This window comes from Maritimibacter fusiformis, assembly GCF_008086115.1.
GTDB lineage: Bacteria > Pseudomonadota > Alphaproteobacteria > Rhodobacterales > Rhodobacteraceae > Muriiphilus > Muriiphilus fusiformis.
This window is the reverse complement of record NZ_VSIY01000001.1, coordinates 113,039-129,751: the sequence shown is the minus strand read 5'-3', so window position 1 is coordinate 129,751 and position 16,713 is coordinate 113,039. Positions and strand designations below refer to the sequence as shown.

At 66.6% G+C, this 16,713-nt stretch carries 17 protein-coding genes; 1 reads left to right on the top strand and 16 read right to left on the bottom strand.

Annotated features, from left to right (window positions below):
- Positions 1-265: 265 nt before the first annotated feature.
- The 14 genes from mltG to FVF75_RS00595 all read right to left on the bottom strand — a co-directional run bounded on the left by mltG (position 266) and on the right by FVF75_RS00595 (position 11,740).
- Positions 266-1,417, bottom strand: a complete 1,152-nt coding sequence (mltG, locus tag FVF75_RS00660) for an endolytic transglycosylase MltG (RefSeq protein WP_148375813.1) — start codon at positions 1,415-1,417, stop codon at positions 266-268.
- Positions 1,417-2,682, bottom strand: a complete 1,266-nt coding sequence (fabF, locus tag FVF75_RS00655; RefSeq protein ID WP_148375812.1) for a beta-ketoacyl-ACP synthase II — start codon at positions 2,680-2,682, stop codon at positions 1,417-1,419. Before fabF ends, mltG begins: the two co-directional genes overlap by 1 nt.
- A 108-nt stretch (positions 2,683-2,790) precedes the next feature.
- Entirely contained in the window at positions 2,791-3,465 is a 675-nt protein-coding gene (locus FVF75_RS00650; RefSeq protein ID WP_148375811.1) for a DUF1638 domain-containing protein, read from the bottom strand.
- Complete coding sequence (locus FVF75_RS00645; RefSeq protein WP_425463217.1) at positions 3,462-3,770, bottom strand: YbjQ family protein; 309 nt, start codon at positions 3,768-3,770, stop codon at positions 3,462-3,464. Before FVF75_RS00645 ends, FVF75_RS00650 begins: the two co-directional genes overlap by 4 nt.
- A complete protein-coding gene (locus tag FVF75_RS00640) occupies positions 3,770-3,985 on the bottom strand; it encodes a hypothetical protein (protein ID WP_148375809.1) in 216 nt (71 codons plus the stop codon). Before FVF75_RS00640 ends, FVF75_RS00645 begins: the two co-directional genes overlap by 1 nt.
- 51 nt (positions 3,986-4,036) lie before the next feature.
- Positions 4,037-4,219, bottom strand: coding sequence for a hypothetical protein (locus FVF75_RS00635; RefSeq protein ID WP_148375808.1), 183 nt, complete (start codon positions 4,217-4,219; stop codon positions 4,037-4,039).
- A 7-nt stretch (positions 4,220-4,226) separates the two neighbouring features.
- Positions 4,227-4,931 (bottom strand): corrinoid protein, encoded by a 705-nt coding sequence (locus FVF75_RS00630; protein ID WP_148375807.1) that lies wholly within the window; start codon positions 4,929-4,931, stop codon positions 4,227-4,229.
- 273 nt (positions 4,932-5,204) lie between these two features.
- Positions 5,205-6,236: a betaine--homocysteine S-methyltransferase gene (bmt, locus tag FVF75_RS00625; RefSeq protein ID WP_148375806.1), complete on the bottom strand. Its 1,032-nt coding sequence runs from the start codon at positions 6,234-6,236 to the stop codon at positions 5,205-5,207.
- 148 nt (positions 6,237-6,384) lie between these two features.
- Entirely contained in the window at positions 6,385-6,744 is a 360-nt protein-coding gene (grxD, locus tag FVF75_RS00620) for a Grx4 family monothiol glutaredoxin (protein ID WP_148375805.1), read from the bottom strand.
- A gap of 27 nt (positions 6,745-6,771) precedes the next feature.
- The gene (locus FVF75_RS00615) at positions 6,772-7,014 is read right to left on the bottom strand and encodes a BolA/IbaG family iron-sulfur metabolism protein (protein ID WP_148375804.1); all 243 of its coding nucleotides are present in this window, start codon (positions 7,012-7,014) and stop codon (positions 6,772-6,774) included.
- A gap of 74 nt (positions 7,015-7,088) precedes the next feature.
- Positions 7,089-7,598 carry a hypothetical protein gene (locus tag FVF75_RS00610; RefSeq protein WP_148375803.1) on the bottom strand — a complete coding sequence of 170 codons (510 nt, stop codon included), beginning with the start codon at positions 7,596-7,598 and terminating at the stop codon, positions 7,089-7,091.
- 154 nt (positions 7,599-7,752) lie between these two features.
- On the bottom strand, positions 7,753-9,915 hold the full coding sequence (gene purL, locus FVF75_RS00605; protein WP_148375802.1) for a phosphoribosylformylglycinamidine synthase subunit PurL: 2,163 nt from the start codon (positions 9,913-9,915) through the stop codon (positions 7,753-7,755).
- Between the two features lie 89 nt (positions 9,916-10,004).
- Positions 10,005-10,592: a DUF302 domain-containing protein gene (locus tag FVF75_RS00600; RefSeq protein ID WP_148375801.1), complete on the bottom strand. Its 588-nt coding sequence runs from the start codon at positions 10,590-10,592 to the stop codon at positions 10,005-10,007.
- A 242-nt stretch (positions 10,593-10,834) separates the two neighbouring features.
- Complete coding sequence (locus FVF75_RS00595; protein WP_148375820.1) at positions 10,835-11,740, bottom strand: LysR family transcriptional regulator; 906 nt, start codon at positions 11,738-11,740, stop codon at positions 10,835-10,837.
- A 156-nt stretch (positions 11,741-11,896) separates the two neighbouring features.
- Between FVF75_RS00595 and FVF75_RS00590 the strand changes: the two genes are divergently transcribed.
- Complete coding sequence (locus FVF75_RS00590) at positions 11,897-15,319, top strand: indolepyruvate ferredoxin oxidoreductase family protein (RefSeq protein WP_148375800.1); 3,423 nt, start codon at positions 11,897-11,899, stop codon at positions 15,317-15,319.
- 56 nt (positions 15,320-15,375) lie between these two features.
- Here the strand turns inward: FVF75_RS00590 and FVF75_RS00585 are convergent, their stop codons facing one another.
- Positions 15,376-16,452 carry a flagellar motor switch protein FliG gene (locus FVF75_RS00585; protein ID WP_318278341.1) on the bottom strand — a complete coding sequence of 359 codons (1,077 nt, stop codon included), beginning with the start codon at positions 16,450-16,452 and terminating at the stop codon, positions 15,376-15,378.
- 70 nt (positions 16,453-16,522) lie between these two features.
- Positions 16,523-16,678, bottom strand: a complete 156-nt coding sequence (locus FVF75_RS17455; protein WP_166126904.1) for a hypothetical protein — start codon at positions 16,676-16,678, stop codon at positions 16,523-16,525.
- Between the last annotated feature and the right edge of the window lie 35 nt (positions 16,679-16,713).

Sequence of the window (16,713 nt, the reverse complement as noted above, 5' to 3'; positions counted from 1 at the left end):
ACGCCAAGTTCAACGGGCTGCGCAGAACCAGCTTTCCGACCTTCCTCAAGGAAACCGAATACCGCGTCAACAACCGCGAAAACGACCTCTACAAGATCCTGCTCAGATCCTGCTCAGATCCCGCAAAATGAAACCGCTCAGGACCTGAGCTGGAATAGACCCTGGTCCAAATACTCAAACCCCGGCCCTTGCAGCCCGTGCGGCGCAGGGTTTTTCTTGCCTTCGGCGAGAGTATTTCCGCCAAGCTGAAGCCCGGTCGGGCCGGTCAGTTGTCCCGACCGGCCTCGATCTCGCGCCAGCGCGCCACGTTTCGGTTGTGCTCTTCCAGGGTGGCGGCAAAGGCGTGCCCGCCCGAGCCGTCGGCGACGAAGAAGATATAGTCGGTGGTCGCCGGGTTCAGCGCGGCATTCAGGGATGCGATGCCGGGGTTGGCGATCGGGGTCGGCGGCAGGCCGTCGATCACGTAGGTGTTGTAAGGGGTCTCGTTGCGCAACTCGCTCTGGCGTAACCCGCGTCCCAGCGCGCCCTGGCCCTTGGTGATGCCGTAGATCACCGTCGGGTCGGTCTGCAGCCGCATGCCGCGCTCCAGCCGGTTGATGAACACCGAGGCGACCGTGTCACGCTCTTCCGGCACGCCGGTTTCCTTCTCGACGATCGAGGCCATGATCAGCGCCTCTTCGGGCGTTTCGTAGGGCAGGCCGTCGGCGCGGTTGGCCCATGCTTCGGCCAAGCGCGCGTCCTGGGTGGCCAGCATGCGCGCGATCACGTCCTCGCGCGCGTCGCCCGGCCGGACCTCGTAGCTGAACGGCGCCAGCCTGCCCTCGGGCGGCACCTCGGCGATTTCGCCCGACAACACGTCGATGCCGCGCAGCGCCTCGACGATCTGCCAGCTTGTCGTGCCCTCGGCCACCGCGATGCGGAACCGCGTATCGGCCTCGTCGCGCAGGCGCAGATAGTCGGCCGGGATGGTCTCGGCATCGGGGGCGAACTCGACCCGGGTGACGAAACGCTCGGTGGCGGGATCAAGCTCGCGCACCTGGATGTCCGAGGCGGTGACGCCGATGCGATAGACGATCTCGGTGCCGCAGGTCGAGGCTCCGCCGCGGGTGACGATATCCGCGATCTCGGCCATCGAGGCGCCTGCGGGCACCAGGAACGATCCGGCCTTGAGCTGTGGCGTCTTGCCGGCGTAATCGGCGCCGATGCGGAAGATCGCCGCCGAGGTGACCGCGTTCTGTTCCGCCAGCGTGTCGGCAACGCGCCGGAAGGTCGAGCCGGATTCCACCTTCAGGCAGATCGCGGCTTCGAGCGGGCCGGGGTCGCTGTATTGGCGCTGGCCCCAGGCCACCAGACCGCCGATCACGATCAGCACGATGACCATGAGCGACAGTGCCGTGGAGGCGATGTTGCGCCACATCAGGCGGGAGCCTTGCCGATCACCAGCGAGGCGTTGGTGCCCCCGAAACCGAACGAGTTGGACATCGCGACGTCGATCTTGCGTTCCTCCTTGGCGTTGGCCGCCAGCGACAGCTTCGGCGTCACCGCCGGGTTGTCGAGGTTGATGGTCGGCGGCGCAACCTGGTCGCGGATCGCCAGGATCGAGAAGATCGCCTCGACCGCGCCGGCGGCCCCCAGAAGGTGGCCGATGGAGGACTTGGTCGAGGACATGGTGGCGTTCTTCGCGTGGTCGCCCAGCACCCGCTCGACCGCGGCCAGTTCGATCACGTCGGCCATGGTCGAGGTGCCATGCGCGTTGATGTAATCGACCTTGTCCGGCGTCAGCCCGGCGCGTTTCAGGGCCGCGCGCATGGCGCGTTCGCCGCCCTCGCCATCCTCGCTGGGGGCGGTGATGTGATAGGCGTCGCCCGACAGGCCATAGCCCAGGATCTCGGCATAGATATGCGCGCCCCGGGCCTTTGCGTGCTCGTATTCCTCCAGCACCACCACGCCCGCGCCTTCGCCCATGACAAAGCCGTCGCGGTCCTCGTCATAGGGGCGCGAGGCGGTTTCCGGGGCGTTGCCGCGCTTGGTCGACAGCGCCTTGCAGGCGTTGAAGCCCGCGATGCCGATCTCGGAAATCGCCGCCTCGGCGCCGCCCGCGATCATCACGTCGGCATCGTCGAGCATGATCAGCCGGGCCGCATCCCCAATAGCATGCGCGCCGGTGGAGCAGGCGGTGACCACCGCGTGGTTCGGCCCCTTGAAGCCATAGCGGATCGACACCTGCCCCGAGGCCAGGTTGATCAGCGAGCCGGGGATGAAGAACGGCGACACCCGCCGCGGCCCCTTTTCCTGAATGAGAACAGCGGTATCGGCGATGGAGTTCAAGCCGCCGATGCCCGATCCGATCATCACCCCGGTGCGCAACCGGTCCTCTTCGCCCTCGGGCATCCAGTTCGCGTCGCGCACCGCCTGGTCGGCGGCGGCCATGCCGTAGAGGATGAAGTCGTCGACCTTGCGCCGGTCCTTCGGCTCCATGTAGGCGTCGGGGTTGAAGGTGCCGTCGCTGCCGTCGCCCCAGGGCACTTCGGCGGCATAGGTGGTGACCACGCGCGAGGCGTCGAACTTGGTGATCGGCCCGGCGCCGGACTGTCCGTCGAGAATCCGCTTCCAGCTCTCCTCGACGCCATCCGCCAACGGCGACACCATCCCGAGTCCGGTTACAACCACGCGACGCGTCATCACGGTTTCCTTCCCTGCAAGGCCTTCGTCATCCGGCGTTTGATAGCCTGTGGCGGGACACCGGGGCAAGCGTGAAACCGACCGGCGCGCGGCCCGTTGCCGGGCGGATCATCGCCCGGGCAGCCCGGCCATCGCGGCGGCCAGATCGCCAAAGCCGGTGAACCGGCGCTCATAGGCCAGCCCGAGGCGATTGGCGGCGGCCTCGGCGCGGGCATCCAGGGCCGGGTCGTCGGTCTGGGCGAGGTAGACCAGTTTCTCGTAATTGCCGAAATAGAGGTCGCGCAATTGCGGGTGCCGGTCGAGGCCAAGCGGCTTGATCACGAAGGCGTCGAATTGCCGGGTCAGGAAATCGGTCAGGTAGAAGGATGTCACCTCGCCGGTCTCGGCAAAGCGGGCGTTTCCCTCGAAAAAGCTGTAGCAATGCGGGCCTTCGATCATTTCCGCACCGTGCCGGGCGCAGACCTTGGCGATCTCGCCGCCCGAGCCGCAATCGGCATAGGCCACGAAGATGCTGTCATAGCCGGCGCCTTGACCGAGGATCGCAGCCTCCAGCGCCGGGGCGATGCGTTCGGGGCGGTTGTGCAGGATCGCGGGCAGGCAGGTCAGGTCGACATGCGCCATGCCGTTGGCCCGGATCAGGGCCAGGATCTCGCGCGCCAAGGCGCCGCAGCCGATCACCAGCACCCGGCCCGCGGGGTTGGCGGCCCCGGTCGCGGTCAATCCCTCGTCGGTCAGAACGGCGTCGGTCGGCGGCGCGACGGGTCTTGCATCACCGGCGATCATCGCAACCGGACAGCGGTGCCGTAGGCGAGGATTTCGGACGCGCCCTGGGTGATCGTCGAGGTCTCGAACCTGAGCGCGATCACCGCGTCGGCCCCCAGCTTCTCGGCCTCGGCCTTCATCCGGTCCAGCGCCTGTTCGCGCGCCCCCGCCATCAGGGCGGCGTATTCCTTGACCTCGCCGCCAACCAGGTTGCGCAGGCCCGCCACGATGTCCGAGCCGATGTGCTTGGCGCGCACGGTCGAGCCGCGCACCAGGCCCAGCACCTCGAATTCGCGCCCGGGCACCGTATCCGTCGTCGTCAGCATCATTTTTCGATTCCGTCGTAATGATCGTCGTCACGGTTCGCCAGCCGCTCGGCGATCACCCGCCAGACGACATAGGCAACGAGTGCGGCTGGCAGGAACACCAGCCAGCCGAAGGGAAGCTGCATCGAGGCCGCGATCATCGTGCCCAGCCAGACCGTCACGCCGGCGGCGCCGATCACGATCACAAGGATCAGAACGAACTTGTCGAGCGGCATGATCTCCTCCTGTCTACCCCAGATGGGGGCGGGCCCGGGGCGCGGCAAGGCTCAGTCGTCCTTGTCCGACAGGCCGCGCCAGGCGATCGAGAACAGCATGAGCAGCGGCAGGACGGCAAAAAACACCTGTCCGCTCAGCGCCTCGGCCCGCATCGCGGCCACCAGAACCCAGATCGCCGCTGCCGCCGATAGCGCCGCCAACAGCCACAGAAACAGCCGCCGCGCGCCGGACATGACGGGATCAGCCCGCCGCCATCCGGTTGTGCTTGCGGTGCATGAATTCCTTGGCGGTCTCGACCGCGACGGCGGCGTCGCGGCAATAGGCATCCGCCCCGATGGCGCGGCCGAATTCCTCGTTCAGGGGGGCGCCGCCGACCAGCACGATATACTTGTCGCGCTTGCCCTCGGCGACCAGTGTGTCGATCACCACCTTCATGTAGGGCATGGTGGTGGTCAGAAGCGCGGACATGCCGAGGAAATCGGCGTCGAACTCCTCCAGCGCCTCGATATAGGCCTCCACCGGGTTGTTGATGCCGATGTTCTTCACCTCGAACCCGGCGCCTTCCATCATCATGGTGACAAGGTTCTGTCCGATGTCGTGGATGTCGCCCTTGACGGTCCCGATCACGATGCGCCCGATGGTCGGCGCGCCGGTTTCGGCCAGAAGCGGCTTGAGGATCGCCATGCCGCCCTTCATCGCGCCGGCGGCCAGCAGAACCTCGGGGACGAACAGGATGCCATCGCGGAAGTCGTCGCCCACCACCTTCATGCCCGACACCAGCGCCTCGGTCAGCACCTTGTAGGGCGCCCAGCCGCGTTCGAGCAGGATGCGCGTGCCTTCCTCGATTTCTTCCTTCATGCCGTCATACAGGTCGTCCTGCATCTGCAACACGAGTTCTTCGTCGTCGAGGTCCGCCAGGATGATCTCTTCGTCGTCGTCCGCCATCGCCGATGTCCTCGTCTTCGGGGCCGCCTGTGGCCACGGTGGATTTGCCCCAGCATGTGCCGGAATGTCGCAACCCGACTGTCCGATTTGCGACATGGCCGGGGCTCAGGACGACCTATAGCGGCTGATGCCGCCCAGGATGAGCGAATAATTCTCATTTCAAACATGAACGCGCTGCATCTGCGCTTCATCTTGGTGGCAAATACTCACCCGTGGGGGCTTGCCCCCACCAGAACAGAGCGCGCCGCAGGCGCACAATTCGTTGAAAGGGCGTCAGCCGCGCCGGCGGCCGCGGCGCACGCGCTGGCGGCCGGTGGCCCCGCCGGTGCCGTCCGAGGCCGAGGAAAACGCGCCCAGCTTGGCCGCGATCTCGTCCAGCGTTGGGCGCACCTTTCCGGTCGGGCGGGTTTCCAGCGCCTCGCGCATCGCCGCCAGATGCTCGGTGGTGGTGCCGCAGCAGCCGCCGATGATGCGCGCGCCGCAGTCGCGCGCCAGCACCGCGTAGTCGGCCATCAACGGCGGGGTGCCGTCGTAATGGATGTGGCCATGCACGAATTTCGGGATGCCGGCGTTGCCCTTGGCGATGATCGGGCGTTCCGTCCCCGAGGCGGCAAAGCCCAGGATGGTGCGCAGCAGGTCCGAGGCCCCGACGCCGCAATTGGCGCCAAAGCCGATCGGCGGGTTGGGCAGGGTCTCGACCAGGGCGGCCAGGTCGGCCGAGGTCACGCCCATCATGGTGCGTCCGGCGGTGTCGAAACTCATGGTGCCGCACCAGGGCATGTCGGCCAGTTCCGCTGCCCTTGCGGCGGCCTTGTATTCGTCGGGCGACGAGATCGTCTCGACCCAGAGCACGTCGGCCCCGCCGGCCTTGAGCGCCTCGGCCTGCTCGTGAAACAGTTCCACCGCCCCCTCGAAGGTCAGCGGCCCCATCGGCTGCATGATCTCGCCGGTCGGCCCCACCGACCCGGCCACGACCACCACGCGCCCGGCCTTGTCGGCAACCTCGCGGCCGATCTCGGCGGCGATGCGGTTCAGCTCACCGACCCGGTTCTGCGCGTCGTGCAGTTTCAGCCGGGCGGCGGTGCCGCCGAACGAGTTCGTCAGGAAGATGTCCGACCCCGCATCGACTGCCCCCTGATAGAGCGCGCGGATACGGTCCGGATGCTCGACGTTCCACAACTCCGGCGCCTCGCCCGAGGTCAGCCCCATGTTGAACAGCGTGGTGCCGGTGGCCCCGTCCGCCATCAGCCAGTCGTTTTCCGCCAGAAGGCGGTTCAGGGCGTCTTGCGGGGCGGCGGCGGTCATCATGGGCCTCGTGAGCTATGGGTCTCATGGCTACGTGCCACGGAACCCGGGACGGTGCAAACCGTATCGAGCAGCGGCCCCGGTCTGGCCCGGAGCAGGGTGCGCACGGACCCGCGCGCGCGGTCCCGGGTCAAAAAGACCGGCCGCCTCAGCCGTTGGCTTCGCGGATCTTTTCGGCGGCTTCCTTGGAATAGCCGATGCCCTTGTCGTCGAACAGCTTGTCCAGCTCGCCCGACAGCGTCATCTCGGTGATGATGTCCGAGCCGCCAACGAACTCGCCCTTGACGTAGAGCTGCGGGATGGTCGGCCAGTCGGAATAGTCCTTGATGCCCTGGCGGATCGCGTCGTCGGCCAGAACGTTCACATCGGTGAACTCGACCCCCATGAAATTCAGAACGCCGGCGACGCGGGACGAAAACCCGCATTGCGGCATTTCCTTGGTGCCTTTCATGTAGAGCACCACGTCATTCGAGGTGACGGTTTCCTTGATCGTGTCCTGCGCGTTCATAGCAATGTCCTATCTTGTTCTCGTCTGTCAGTCGGGGGCCTTGGTGGTCAGCGCCAGTGCGTGCAATTCGCCGTGCTTGCCGTCCATCTTGCCCTTGAGGGCGGCATAGACAGCGCGTTGCTGCTGCACCCGGTTCATGTCCTTGAAACTGGCGTCGATCACCTCGGCGGCCCAGTGATTGCCGTCGCCGGCCAGGTCGGTGATGGTGATTTTCGCATCGGGAAAGGCCTCGCGTATGAGGTCTTCGATTTCCTGTCCTTCAATAGCCATGCGCGCGGTCCCCCAATGCCTGTCAGTCCCGGCAGATGTAAAGCCGGGGCGCGGGGGCTGCAAGGGGGGAGAGGTCACACATGGGCGCGCAGCCGGGGCAGGAAGGCGGCCAGCCGGGCCGGCGTTCCGTCCGCGAGGAACCGTGCCAGCGTCGCCTCGTCCCAGCCGCCCTCGGGGGCGTGTGCCTCGATCAGCGCCTCGCGCTCTTCCTCGAGATCGTCGGGCAGGTCGAGCCGACCGGCGGCGAGCAGAAGCTCGAGCCCCTCGTGCACCTTTCGCATCGCCGCGAAGGCGGCAATCATCGGCTCGGCCAGGGCCGGCTGGTCGCGCCAGTTGGCGCCGTCGAACACCTCCTGCACCACCCGCTGCCCGGCGCCGTGGCAATCGTAGCGGGTGCAGCCGGCAAAGCCTGCGTCGGCAAGACGATCATAGAGCGCGCAGCCGAAATCGGCCTCGAGGTTGGGGCAGGGCAGGCCGGCGGGCTTGTCGATGGCGAAATCCTCGCCCGCGTCGAACGACAGCGCCAGGCAGCAGAGCGCCGCGCAGACACCGCAATCGGGGGCAAAATCCGGGATCGTCGCCATGCGGTCTGGATGGCGCAAAGCCGGGGGCGCGGCAAGGGGAAATCGGCCCGGCGCCGCGCGGGGCGCAGCCGCCATGCCCGAGGGGCTCTGCCCCTCACGTTCAGCTTGCAGGCAAACTGAACGACCCCCGTAGTTTTGCGGCCAGGATGAAGGGTCAGGTCGCGGTGGCTTCGAAGCTGGTGCGGAAGATCCTCGCCAGCTCGTCCAGCGGCGCTTCGGACGCGCCGAATCTCACGCTGTCGCCGGTGAAGCGGCCGACGCTGGCAATCGGCACATGGGCGCGGCCGGCGGCGACCATCAGCGCCTCGGCCTCGTCGAAATTGCAGGCGATAAGGTAGCGCGCCTGGTCCTCGCCAAAGAGAGTGGCCATGTCGTCGGCGTCGAGATGCACGCCGACGCCGCCCGCCTCGGCCATCTCGAAGGCGGCCAGCGCAAGGCCGCCGTCCGACAGGTCGGTGCAGGCCTTGATGAACTTGTGGTTGGCGCGGATGAACTCGCCGTTGCGCCGTTCGGCGGCGAGGTCGACGGGCGGCGCATCGCCCTCTTCGCGGTGGAAAACCTCGGCCAGCAGGGCGGACTGACCGAGATGGCCGTGGCTTTCCCCGACCACCAGCGCGACGTGGCCTTCGCGGGCGGTGCCGTCGATCATGTCGGTCTCGTAGTCGTTGATCAGCCCGACCGCGCCGATGGTGGGCGTGGGCAGGATCGCGGACCCGTCGGTTTCGTTGTAGAGCGAGACGTTGCCCGACACGATCGGCATGTCGAGTGCCGCGACCGCCGCGCCGATGCCTTTGATCGCGCCGACGAACTGGCCCATGATCTCGGGCTTCTCGGGGTTGCCGAAATTGAGGTTGTCGGTGGTGGCAAGCGGGGTTGCCCCCACGGCGGTGAGGTTGCGGTAGGCCTCGGCCACCGCCTGCATGCCGCCCCGCGCCGGGTTGGCCTGCACGTAGCGCGGCGTCACGTCCGAGGTGAAGGCCAGCGCCTTTTTCGTGCCATGCACCCGGATCACGCCCGCACCGAGGCCCGGGGTGCGGATCGTGTCGGCCATGACCATGTGGTCGTATTGTTCGTAGACCCATTGTTTCGCCGCGTAGTTGGGCGAGGAGATCAGCGCCTTTAGCCCGTCGATCGGGTCGATTCCGGGCACTTCGCCCAGCGGCGCGGGTTCGGGCGTGGGCACCCAGGGCCGGTCATATTCCGGGGCGTTGCCGGAGAGGGCGCGCAAGGGCAGGTCGGCGCGGCATTCGCCCTGGTGCATGATCACGAAGCGGTCTTCGGGCAGGGTCTCGCCGACGATGGCGAAGTCGAGATCCCATTTCTCGAACACCGCGCGGGCCTCGGCCTCTTTTTCCGGGCGCAGCACCATGAGCATCCGCTCCTGGCTTTCCGACAGCATCATCTCGTAGGCGGTCATGTTGTCTTCGCGCTGCGGCACGCTGTCGAGGTCGAGGCGGATGCCAAGCTCGCCCTTGTCGCCCATCTCGACCGCCGAACAGGTCAGGCCGGCCGCGCCCATGTCCTGGATCGAGATCACGGCGCCGGTGGCCATCAGCTCCAGCGTCGCCTCCATCAGGCGCTTTTCGGTGAACGGGTCGCCGACCTGCACGGTCGGGCGCTTTTCCTCGATGGTGTCGTCGAATTCGGCGCTGGCCATGGTGGCGCCGCCGACGCCGTCGCGTCCGGTCTTGGCCCCAAGATAGACCACCGGCATCCCGACGCCCGAGGCCGCCGAATAGAAGATCTTGTCGGTGTCAACGATCCCGGCGGCGAAGGCGTTGACCAGGCAGTTGCCGTTATAGGCCCGGTGAAAGCGGACCTCGCCACCGATGGTGGGCACGCCGAAGCAGTTGCCGTAACCGCCGATGCCCTCGACCACGCCGTGCACGAGGCGCTTGGTTTTGGGGTGGGTGACTTCGCCGAACGACAGCGAGTTCATCGCCGCGACCGGGCGCGCGCCCATGGTGAAGACATCGCGCAGGATGCCGCCGACGCCGGTGGCCGCGCCCTGGTAGGGCTCGATGTAGGAGGGGTGGTTGTGGCTTTCCATCTTGAACACCACCGCCTGGCCGTCGCCGATATCGACGATGCCGGCATTCTCGCCCGGCCCGCAGATCACCTGCGGCCCCTCGGTCGGCAGGGTGCGCAGCCACCTTTTCGAGGATTTGTAGGAACAATGCTCGTTCCACATCGCCGAGAAGATGCCAAGTTCGGTGAAGTTCGGCGGGCGGTTCAGGATGCGCAGGATGTTGGCGTATTCGTCCGGGCTGATGCCGTGGGCGGCGATTAGGTCTTCGGTGATTTCGGGTTCCTGCATGACGGCCTTTCCCCAGCACTGTCGTCCTTGGCCGGTGTCATACGGGAAGGGACGGGCAGGGGAAAGGGGCTTTGGGTGCGGCGTGGCGCTCAGAAATCGCCTTCGGCAGCGCGGTTCATGATGTCGAGGATGATGTCCTTGACCGCCAGCGCCTCGGCCTTGAGTTCGGGCGGCAATTCGCGGCCGCCGTGGATCATCATGTCCATGTCGAGCGAGGTTATCCACAGATCGCCCGCCGCATCCTCGACCAGTGACACCCGGCAGGGCAGGTAGGCGGCATAGGCGATGTGATGCTCGATCATCCGGGCCGCGGTCAGCGGGTTGCAATAGAGATAGATGTTGAGCTTGCGCCAAGGCGTGCCGTTCATCGCGGCGACCTGGTCGCCCAGAGGCAGTTCGCCGACGCCGCGGATGTTGCGGTCGATCGCCACAGCCTTGATCGACTCGTCGACCTCTTCAAAGCTCAGCCCGTCGGCGACCTTGACGGTCCAGACCGTCGCGGCGGCGGCGTTGCCGGTGTCGGCCAGCCGATCGGCAAGGCCCTTGTAGGTCGCCCAGGCCTGATCGTCGAACCCGTCCAGCGCCGTCTTGTAGCGCCACAGGTCCGGTCCGATCCAGAGACCGGCGCCAAGCGCGAGAACCCCGACAAGCGCCAACAGACGGATGATCCACGTCATGCAACCCTCCCTGATATGCCGGAATAACGATACATGAATGCGATCCTGCGGCAAACGGCCTTGTGGCGCGCGGCCAAAAAAAAGCCGGGCACAAGGCCCGGCCTAAGTCCAACAGGGAGGTAAAAGACGCTCGAAGTTTCCTCCGGGCCGCCTTTGACCCTGAATTAAGAGGCGGGGGCCGCTGGTTCAAGTGAAATTGCTGCAATGCGGCTATGCGCCACACGCATGGCTGAGCGCCCGGGTCAGCGCAGCCCCAGCCGCTGCATCTTCTTGCGGAACTCGAAGATTTCCTCGGTGACGAAATCGCGGAACGCCGCCACCCGTTTGGAGTGCCGCAATTCCTCGGGATAGGCCAGGAACACCGGGATCTCGATCGATTCATCCTGTGGCAGCACGCGCTCGAGCTCGGGAAAATCCTGCACCACGTAGTCGGGCAGGACACCGATGCCCAACCCGTTCAGAACCGCCTGCAACACCCCGAAATAGTTGTTCACCGTCAGCATCGACTGGATGTCGTGGGTCAGGATTTCCTGGGTGAAGCTCGACCCGGCGCTGACCTGGGTCGAGGTGGTGTTCATGCAGATCAGCCGGTGCTGGGCAAGATCGGCCATGGTCGAGGGACGCCCGTGTTCGTCGAGATAGGCGGGCATGGCATAAAGGCGCATGTTGACGCTCATCAGGCGCTTGCGGATCAGGTCGGCCTGGCTGGGTTCCTTCATGCGGATGGCCACGTCGGCCTCGCGCATCGGCAGGTCGAGCACGCGTTCCTCGAGCATCAGGTCGATCTTGAGGTCGGGATGCTGGGCATAGAGCTTGGGCAGGCGCGGCGCCAGCCAGAGCGAGCCGAAGCCGGTGGTGGTGGTGACGCGCAGCTCGCCGAAGATCTCTTCCTTTGAATCGCGAATGCGCGCCTCGGCGGCCTCGAGCCGCTGTGACATCGCCCGGCTTGCGTCGAACAGAAGCTCGCCCTGCTCGGTGAGAATCAGTCCGCGCGCATGACGGTGGAACAGGGTGGCGTTCAGGCTTTCCTCGAGCGAACGAATCTGGCGCGATACCGCCGATTGGCTGAGGTTCAGCGTTTCGCCGGCATGGGTCAGGCTGCCGGCGTCGGCCACAGCGTGAAATATTCTGAGCTTGTCCCAATCCATGGTGTAATTCTCGAACCCTTGCCAATCACGACCGCGCATATCCTTACCCTCAAGCGGATGTGAAAAGCTACCGCCGCGCGCGCCGGGATATCCTTTTACAGGTCAGCTTTTTTGACCTATTATGACACGAGGCCAATCGTAGATCGGAGGAGCGCGATGACCCGCCAGGATATCTCCCTGCATGACCGGTTCGATCTGGACAAGAGCCCGGTGCTGCTCAATGGCACCCAGGCGCTGGTGCGGCTGATGCTGATGCAAAAGGCCCGCGACCGCGCCGCCGGGCTGAATACGGCGGGCTATGTCACCGGCTATCGCGGCTCGCCCTTGGGCGCGGTCGACATCTGGATGACGCGGGCGAAAAAGGAACTGGCGGCCTCCGACGTGCTGTTCCAGCCCGGTCTGAACGAAGACCTCGCCGCCACCGCGCTCTGGGGTGCGCAACAGGCCGAGTTGCGCGGCGAAGGCAAGTATGACGGCGTTTTTGGCCTCTGGTATGGCAAGGGGCCGGGGGTCGACCGCTCCGGCGACGCGCTGCGCCATGCCAACATGGCCGGCACCTCGCGCCATGGCGGTGTGCTGCTGGCGATGGGCGACGACCACACCGGCGAAAGCTCGACGGTGCTGCACCAGTCGGAATGGGCGCTGATCGACGCTTACATGCCGGTGGTCTCGCCTGCGGGGGTTCAGGAGATCCTCGATTTCGGCATCTACGGCTGGGCGCTCAGCCGGTTTTCCGGGCTGTGGGTCGGTCTCAAGACCATGAAGGACACGATCGAGGCGACCGCCGTGGTCGATGGCCGCCCGGACCGCCTGAAATTGATCATGCCCGAGGATTTCACCATGCCCGAGGGCGGGCTGAACATCCGCCTTGGCGACACGCCGCATGCGCAGGAAGCGCGGATGATCGACTACAAACGCTTTGCCGCCGAGGCGTTTTCGCATGCCAACAAGATGGACAAGCGCGTCTGGGGCAAACCCGGCGCCAGGATCGGCCTTGTCGCGGCGGGCAAGAACTGGCTCGACCTCGTGCACGCGCTGCGCCTTCTGAACATCGACGAGGCCGAGGCCGAGCGGCTGGGGCTGACCACCTACAAGATCGGCCAGACCTTCCCGCTCGACATGAAGGGGTTTCACGCCTGGGCCGAGGGGCTCGACCTGATCGTGGTGATCGAGGAAAAGCGCAAGCTGATCGAGGTGCAGATCAAGGAGGCGATCTTCGACGACCGGCAGGGACGGCGCGTCTATGGCTGGTACAAGGGCGGCGCCGGCGGGATGCACCGCGAGGAGCTGTTTCCGACACGCGGCGCGCTCGACCCGATGTGGATCGCCGAGAAGCTGGGCGAGATCTTTCTCGAGGAAGGCCGCGTCACCGATGGCATCAAGGCCGGGCTGGGCGCTGTGCGCGAGGCCAAGAAGGCCGACAACGCCGAGGAAATCGCCGCGCGCCTGCCCTATTTCTGCTCGGGCTGCCCGCACAACACCTCGACCAAGCTGCCCGATGGTTCGCGCGGCTATGCCGGGATCGGCTGTCATTACATGGTGCAGTGGATGGACCGCGAGACCACCGGCTTTACCCATATGGGGGCCGAGGGCGCAAACTGGATCGGCGAGGCGCCGTTCTCGACCCGCCCGCACGTGTTTCAGAACCTGGGCGACGGCACCTATAACCACTCGGGCTACCTGGCGATTCGCGCCGCCATCGCCGCGGGCACCAACATCACCTACAAGATCCTCTACAACGACGCAGTGGCGATGACCGGCGGCCAGCCCAACGAGGGCGCGCTGGACGCCCCGCGCATCGCGCGCGAGATGGTCGCGGCCGGGGTGAAAAAGGTGGTCATGGTCTATGACCCCAAGGAAGACGTGGACCTTGCCGCCTTCCCGCGCGAGGTCGAGACGCGCACCCGCGATGACCTGATGACGGTCGAGAAGGAGTTGCGCGACATTCCCGGCGTGACCGTGCTGCTCTACGTGCAGACCTGTGCCGCCGAGAAACGCCGCCGGCGCAAGCGCGGCACCTTCCCCGACCCCGACAAGCGGGTGTTCATCAACACCGACATCTGCGAGGGCTGCGGCGATTGCGGCGTGCAGTCGAACTGCGTCTCGATCGTGCCGGTGGAAACCGAACTTGGCCGCAAACGCGCCATTGACCAATCGTCCTGCAACAAGGATTTTTCCTGCGTCAAGGGCTTCTGCCCCAGCTTCGTCACCGTCGAGGGCGCGCAGATCCGCAAGCAGGCCGCCGCCGAGATCGCGTTGCCGGACGTGCCCGAACCCGAGCTTCCGGCGATCGACGGCACCCACAACAGCGTCATCACCGGCGTCGGCGGCACCGGCGTCGTCACCATCGGCGCGATCATGGCCCAGGCCGCCCATATCGACGGCAAGGGCGCGGGCATGATGGAAATGGCGGGGCTGGCGCAGAAAGGCGGCGCGGTCACGGTGCATCTGCGGATTGCGGAAAAGCCCGAGGACATCTCCGCGATCCGCGTGGCCACCGGCGAATGCGACGCGCTGATCGGCGGCGAGCTGGTGGTGTCGGCTGGCGCCAAGACGCTGGGCCTGATGAAGACCGGGCGCACCGGCGGCGTGGTCGACAGCCACGAGACCGTGACCGGCGATTTCACCCGCGACACCGAGTTCACCATCCCCGGCGACCGCCTGGCGCTGGCGCTCGAGGCGCGGCTGACGGACCGGCTGATGCTGATCGACGCGACCGAACTGGCCACGGTCCTGCTAGGCGATTCGATCTATTCGAACATGATGGTGCTGGGGGCGGCCTGGCAGAAGGGCTTCGTGCCGCTGAGCCATGCGGCGCTGATGCGCGCCATCGAGTTGAACGGCCAGGCGGTCGAGAGAAACAAACGCGCTTTCGAGCTTGGCCGCTGGGCCGCGCTCTACCCCGACGAGGCGCAGCGCCACATCACCGGCGACGTGGCCGACAAGCCGAAAACGCTGGATGAGCGTATCGCGTTTCGCGCCGATCACCTGACGGCCTACCAGAACAAGCGGCTGGCCAAACGCTACCGCAAGCTGGTCGAGCGCGCGCCGGACGCGGCGATGCGCGAGGCGCTGGCGCTGGGCTATCACAAGGTGCTGGCCTACAAGGATGAATACGAGGTCGCGCGGCTGATGCGCACGACCGAGGCCAAGGCGCGCGAGGAGTTCGACGGCGACCTCAAGTTCACCTTCCACATGGCCCCGCCGATCATCGAGAAGATCGGCCCGGACGGACGCCCGATCAAGCGCGAATTCGGCCCGTGGATGCTGACGGCGACCAACTGGCTGGCCCGTTTCAAGGGGCTGCGCGGCACGATGTTCGATCCGTTCGCGCGCTCGCACGACCGCAAGCTGGAGCGCGAGTTGATCCGGCAATACGAGGCCGACATGGAGGAGGTGCTGGCGGGCTACAGCCCGGCCTCGCAGGGCGCGGCGGTGGCGCTGGCCGAATTGCCGCTGCAGATCCGGGGCTTCGGGCCGGTCAAGGCGGCCAATGCCGAGGCCGCCGCGAAGCGCCGCGACGAGCTTCTGGCCGAGTTCCGGTCGGGCGGCACCCCGACCGCGAAGGCCGCCGAGTGATCGGGCGCGGATAGGCTTCACTGGGCACCTTCGGGGTCGGTGGCGGTGTTGTCTGTTCAGTCCTCCTCTTCGGTGATCAGCAGGATCTCCCCGGCGGCTTCGAGTTCGCGGATCGTGGCGATGACGGCGTTCATGGCGGCCTCGGCGTCCCTGGGTTTGACCGTGCCCAGCGTCTCGATCTCGTCGCGCAACTGGTCGGCCATGCGTTTGGACATCGCGCCGAGGATGAACTCGGCCGCCGGGGCGAGGTCGCCGGTGGCCCCCGCCAGCGCGGTGATCAGGGTGGCCTGGTCGGTGTCGCGGGCGATTTTGGGCACGTCGCGCGGGTCGATGCGGGCGGGGATGTTGGCGAAGGTGAAGATCGCGCGCCGCACCTCTTCGGCAAAGCCGCGGTCGTCTTCGTCCAGCCCGGTCAGCACCTCGTCGCGGGTGGCGGCGGGCGAGAAATTGAGGATCGCGCCGACCCGTTCCACCGGCCCGTCGGCAAAAGCGCGCGGCGGCTGCGCCTCAAGCTCGGCCAGGAGCGCACGACCGATCCGCGCGACCATGTCGGGCGAGATCGTGCCGGTCAGCGACACCGCGTAGGCGACGCGCCGGGCGCGCGGGCCGGGCAGGCGGCCAAGCAGCGAGGCCGCGGTGGCGACCTTGAGCTTGGACAGCAGAACGGCGGCCACCTCGGTGCTTTCGTTTTCGAGCACCGGCATCAACAGGTCGGGGTCGAGCCCCGCGATGGTGGCCCAGGGATCGCCGGTGAACTCCACCCCGCGTGCCTTGCGGATGCGCGCGGCGGTGCTGGCGCTGATGGTGCCGTCGAGCACGCTGAGCGCGCCTTCGAGCCCGGCGGGAAAGCTGAGGCCGACATCCTCGATTTCGGACACGAACTCGGCCACCACGGCGCGCAGCGTGGCGCGGTCGACGAAGCGCATGGTCGCCATCTGCTGCGCCAGTTCGCCCTGCAACGCCTCGGGCAGGTCGGCAAGCGGCAGTTTCACGCCCTCGGCCAAAAGCAGCCGCACGATGATCGCGGCCTTCTGCCGGCGGCTGAGGTTGCGGATCGCGGCGGTGGGCGGGCCGCCGGCGGCGCCGTGCCGCCCGGCCGCATCTTCACCGATCGTCGCAAGCGCCGTCGTCACATCATCCCTCCGGTCCGGTCCCCCTTCGGGCAGACTGGCAGAGAGGTGTTAACAGGGCGCTAACCCGGGGCTAGCCGGTGACGATTTCGACGCAGGTGGCGCTGGTTTCGTCCCAGATGAACCCGGCTTCGCAGCGGTTCGCGGTTTCGTGGCTGCATTGGCGCGCGAATGCCGCCGCGGGCAGCACCGCCAGAAGCGCCGCGAGCAGGATCGAGATGCCTTTCATCGCGTGTCTCCCTTGTTAGGAGCCGCAATCATAGC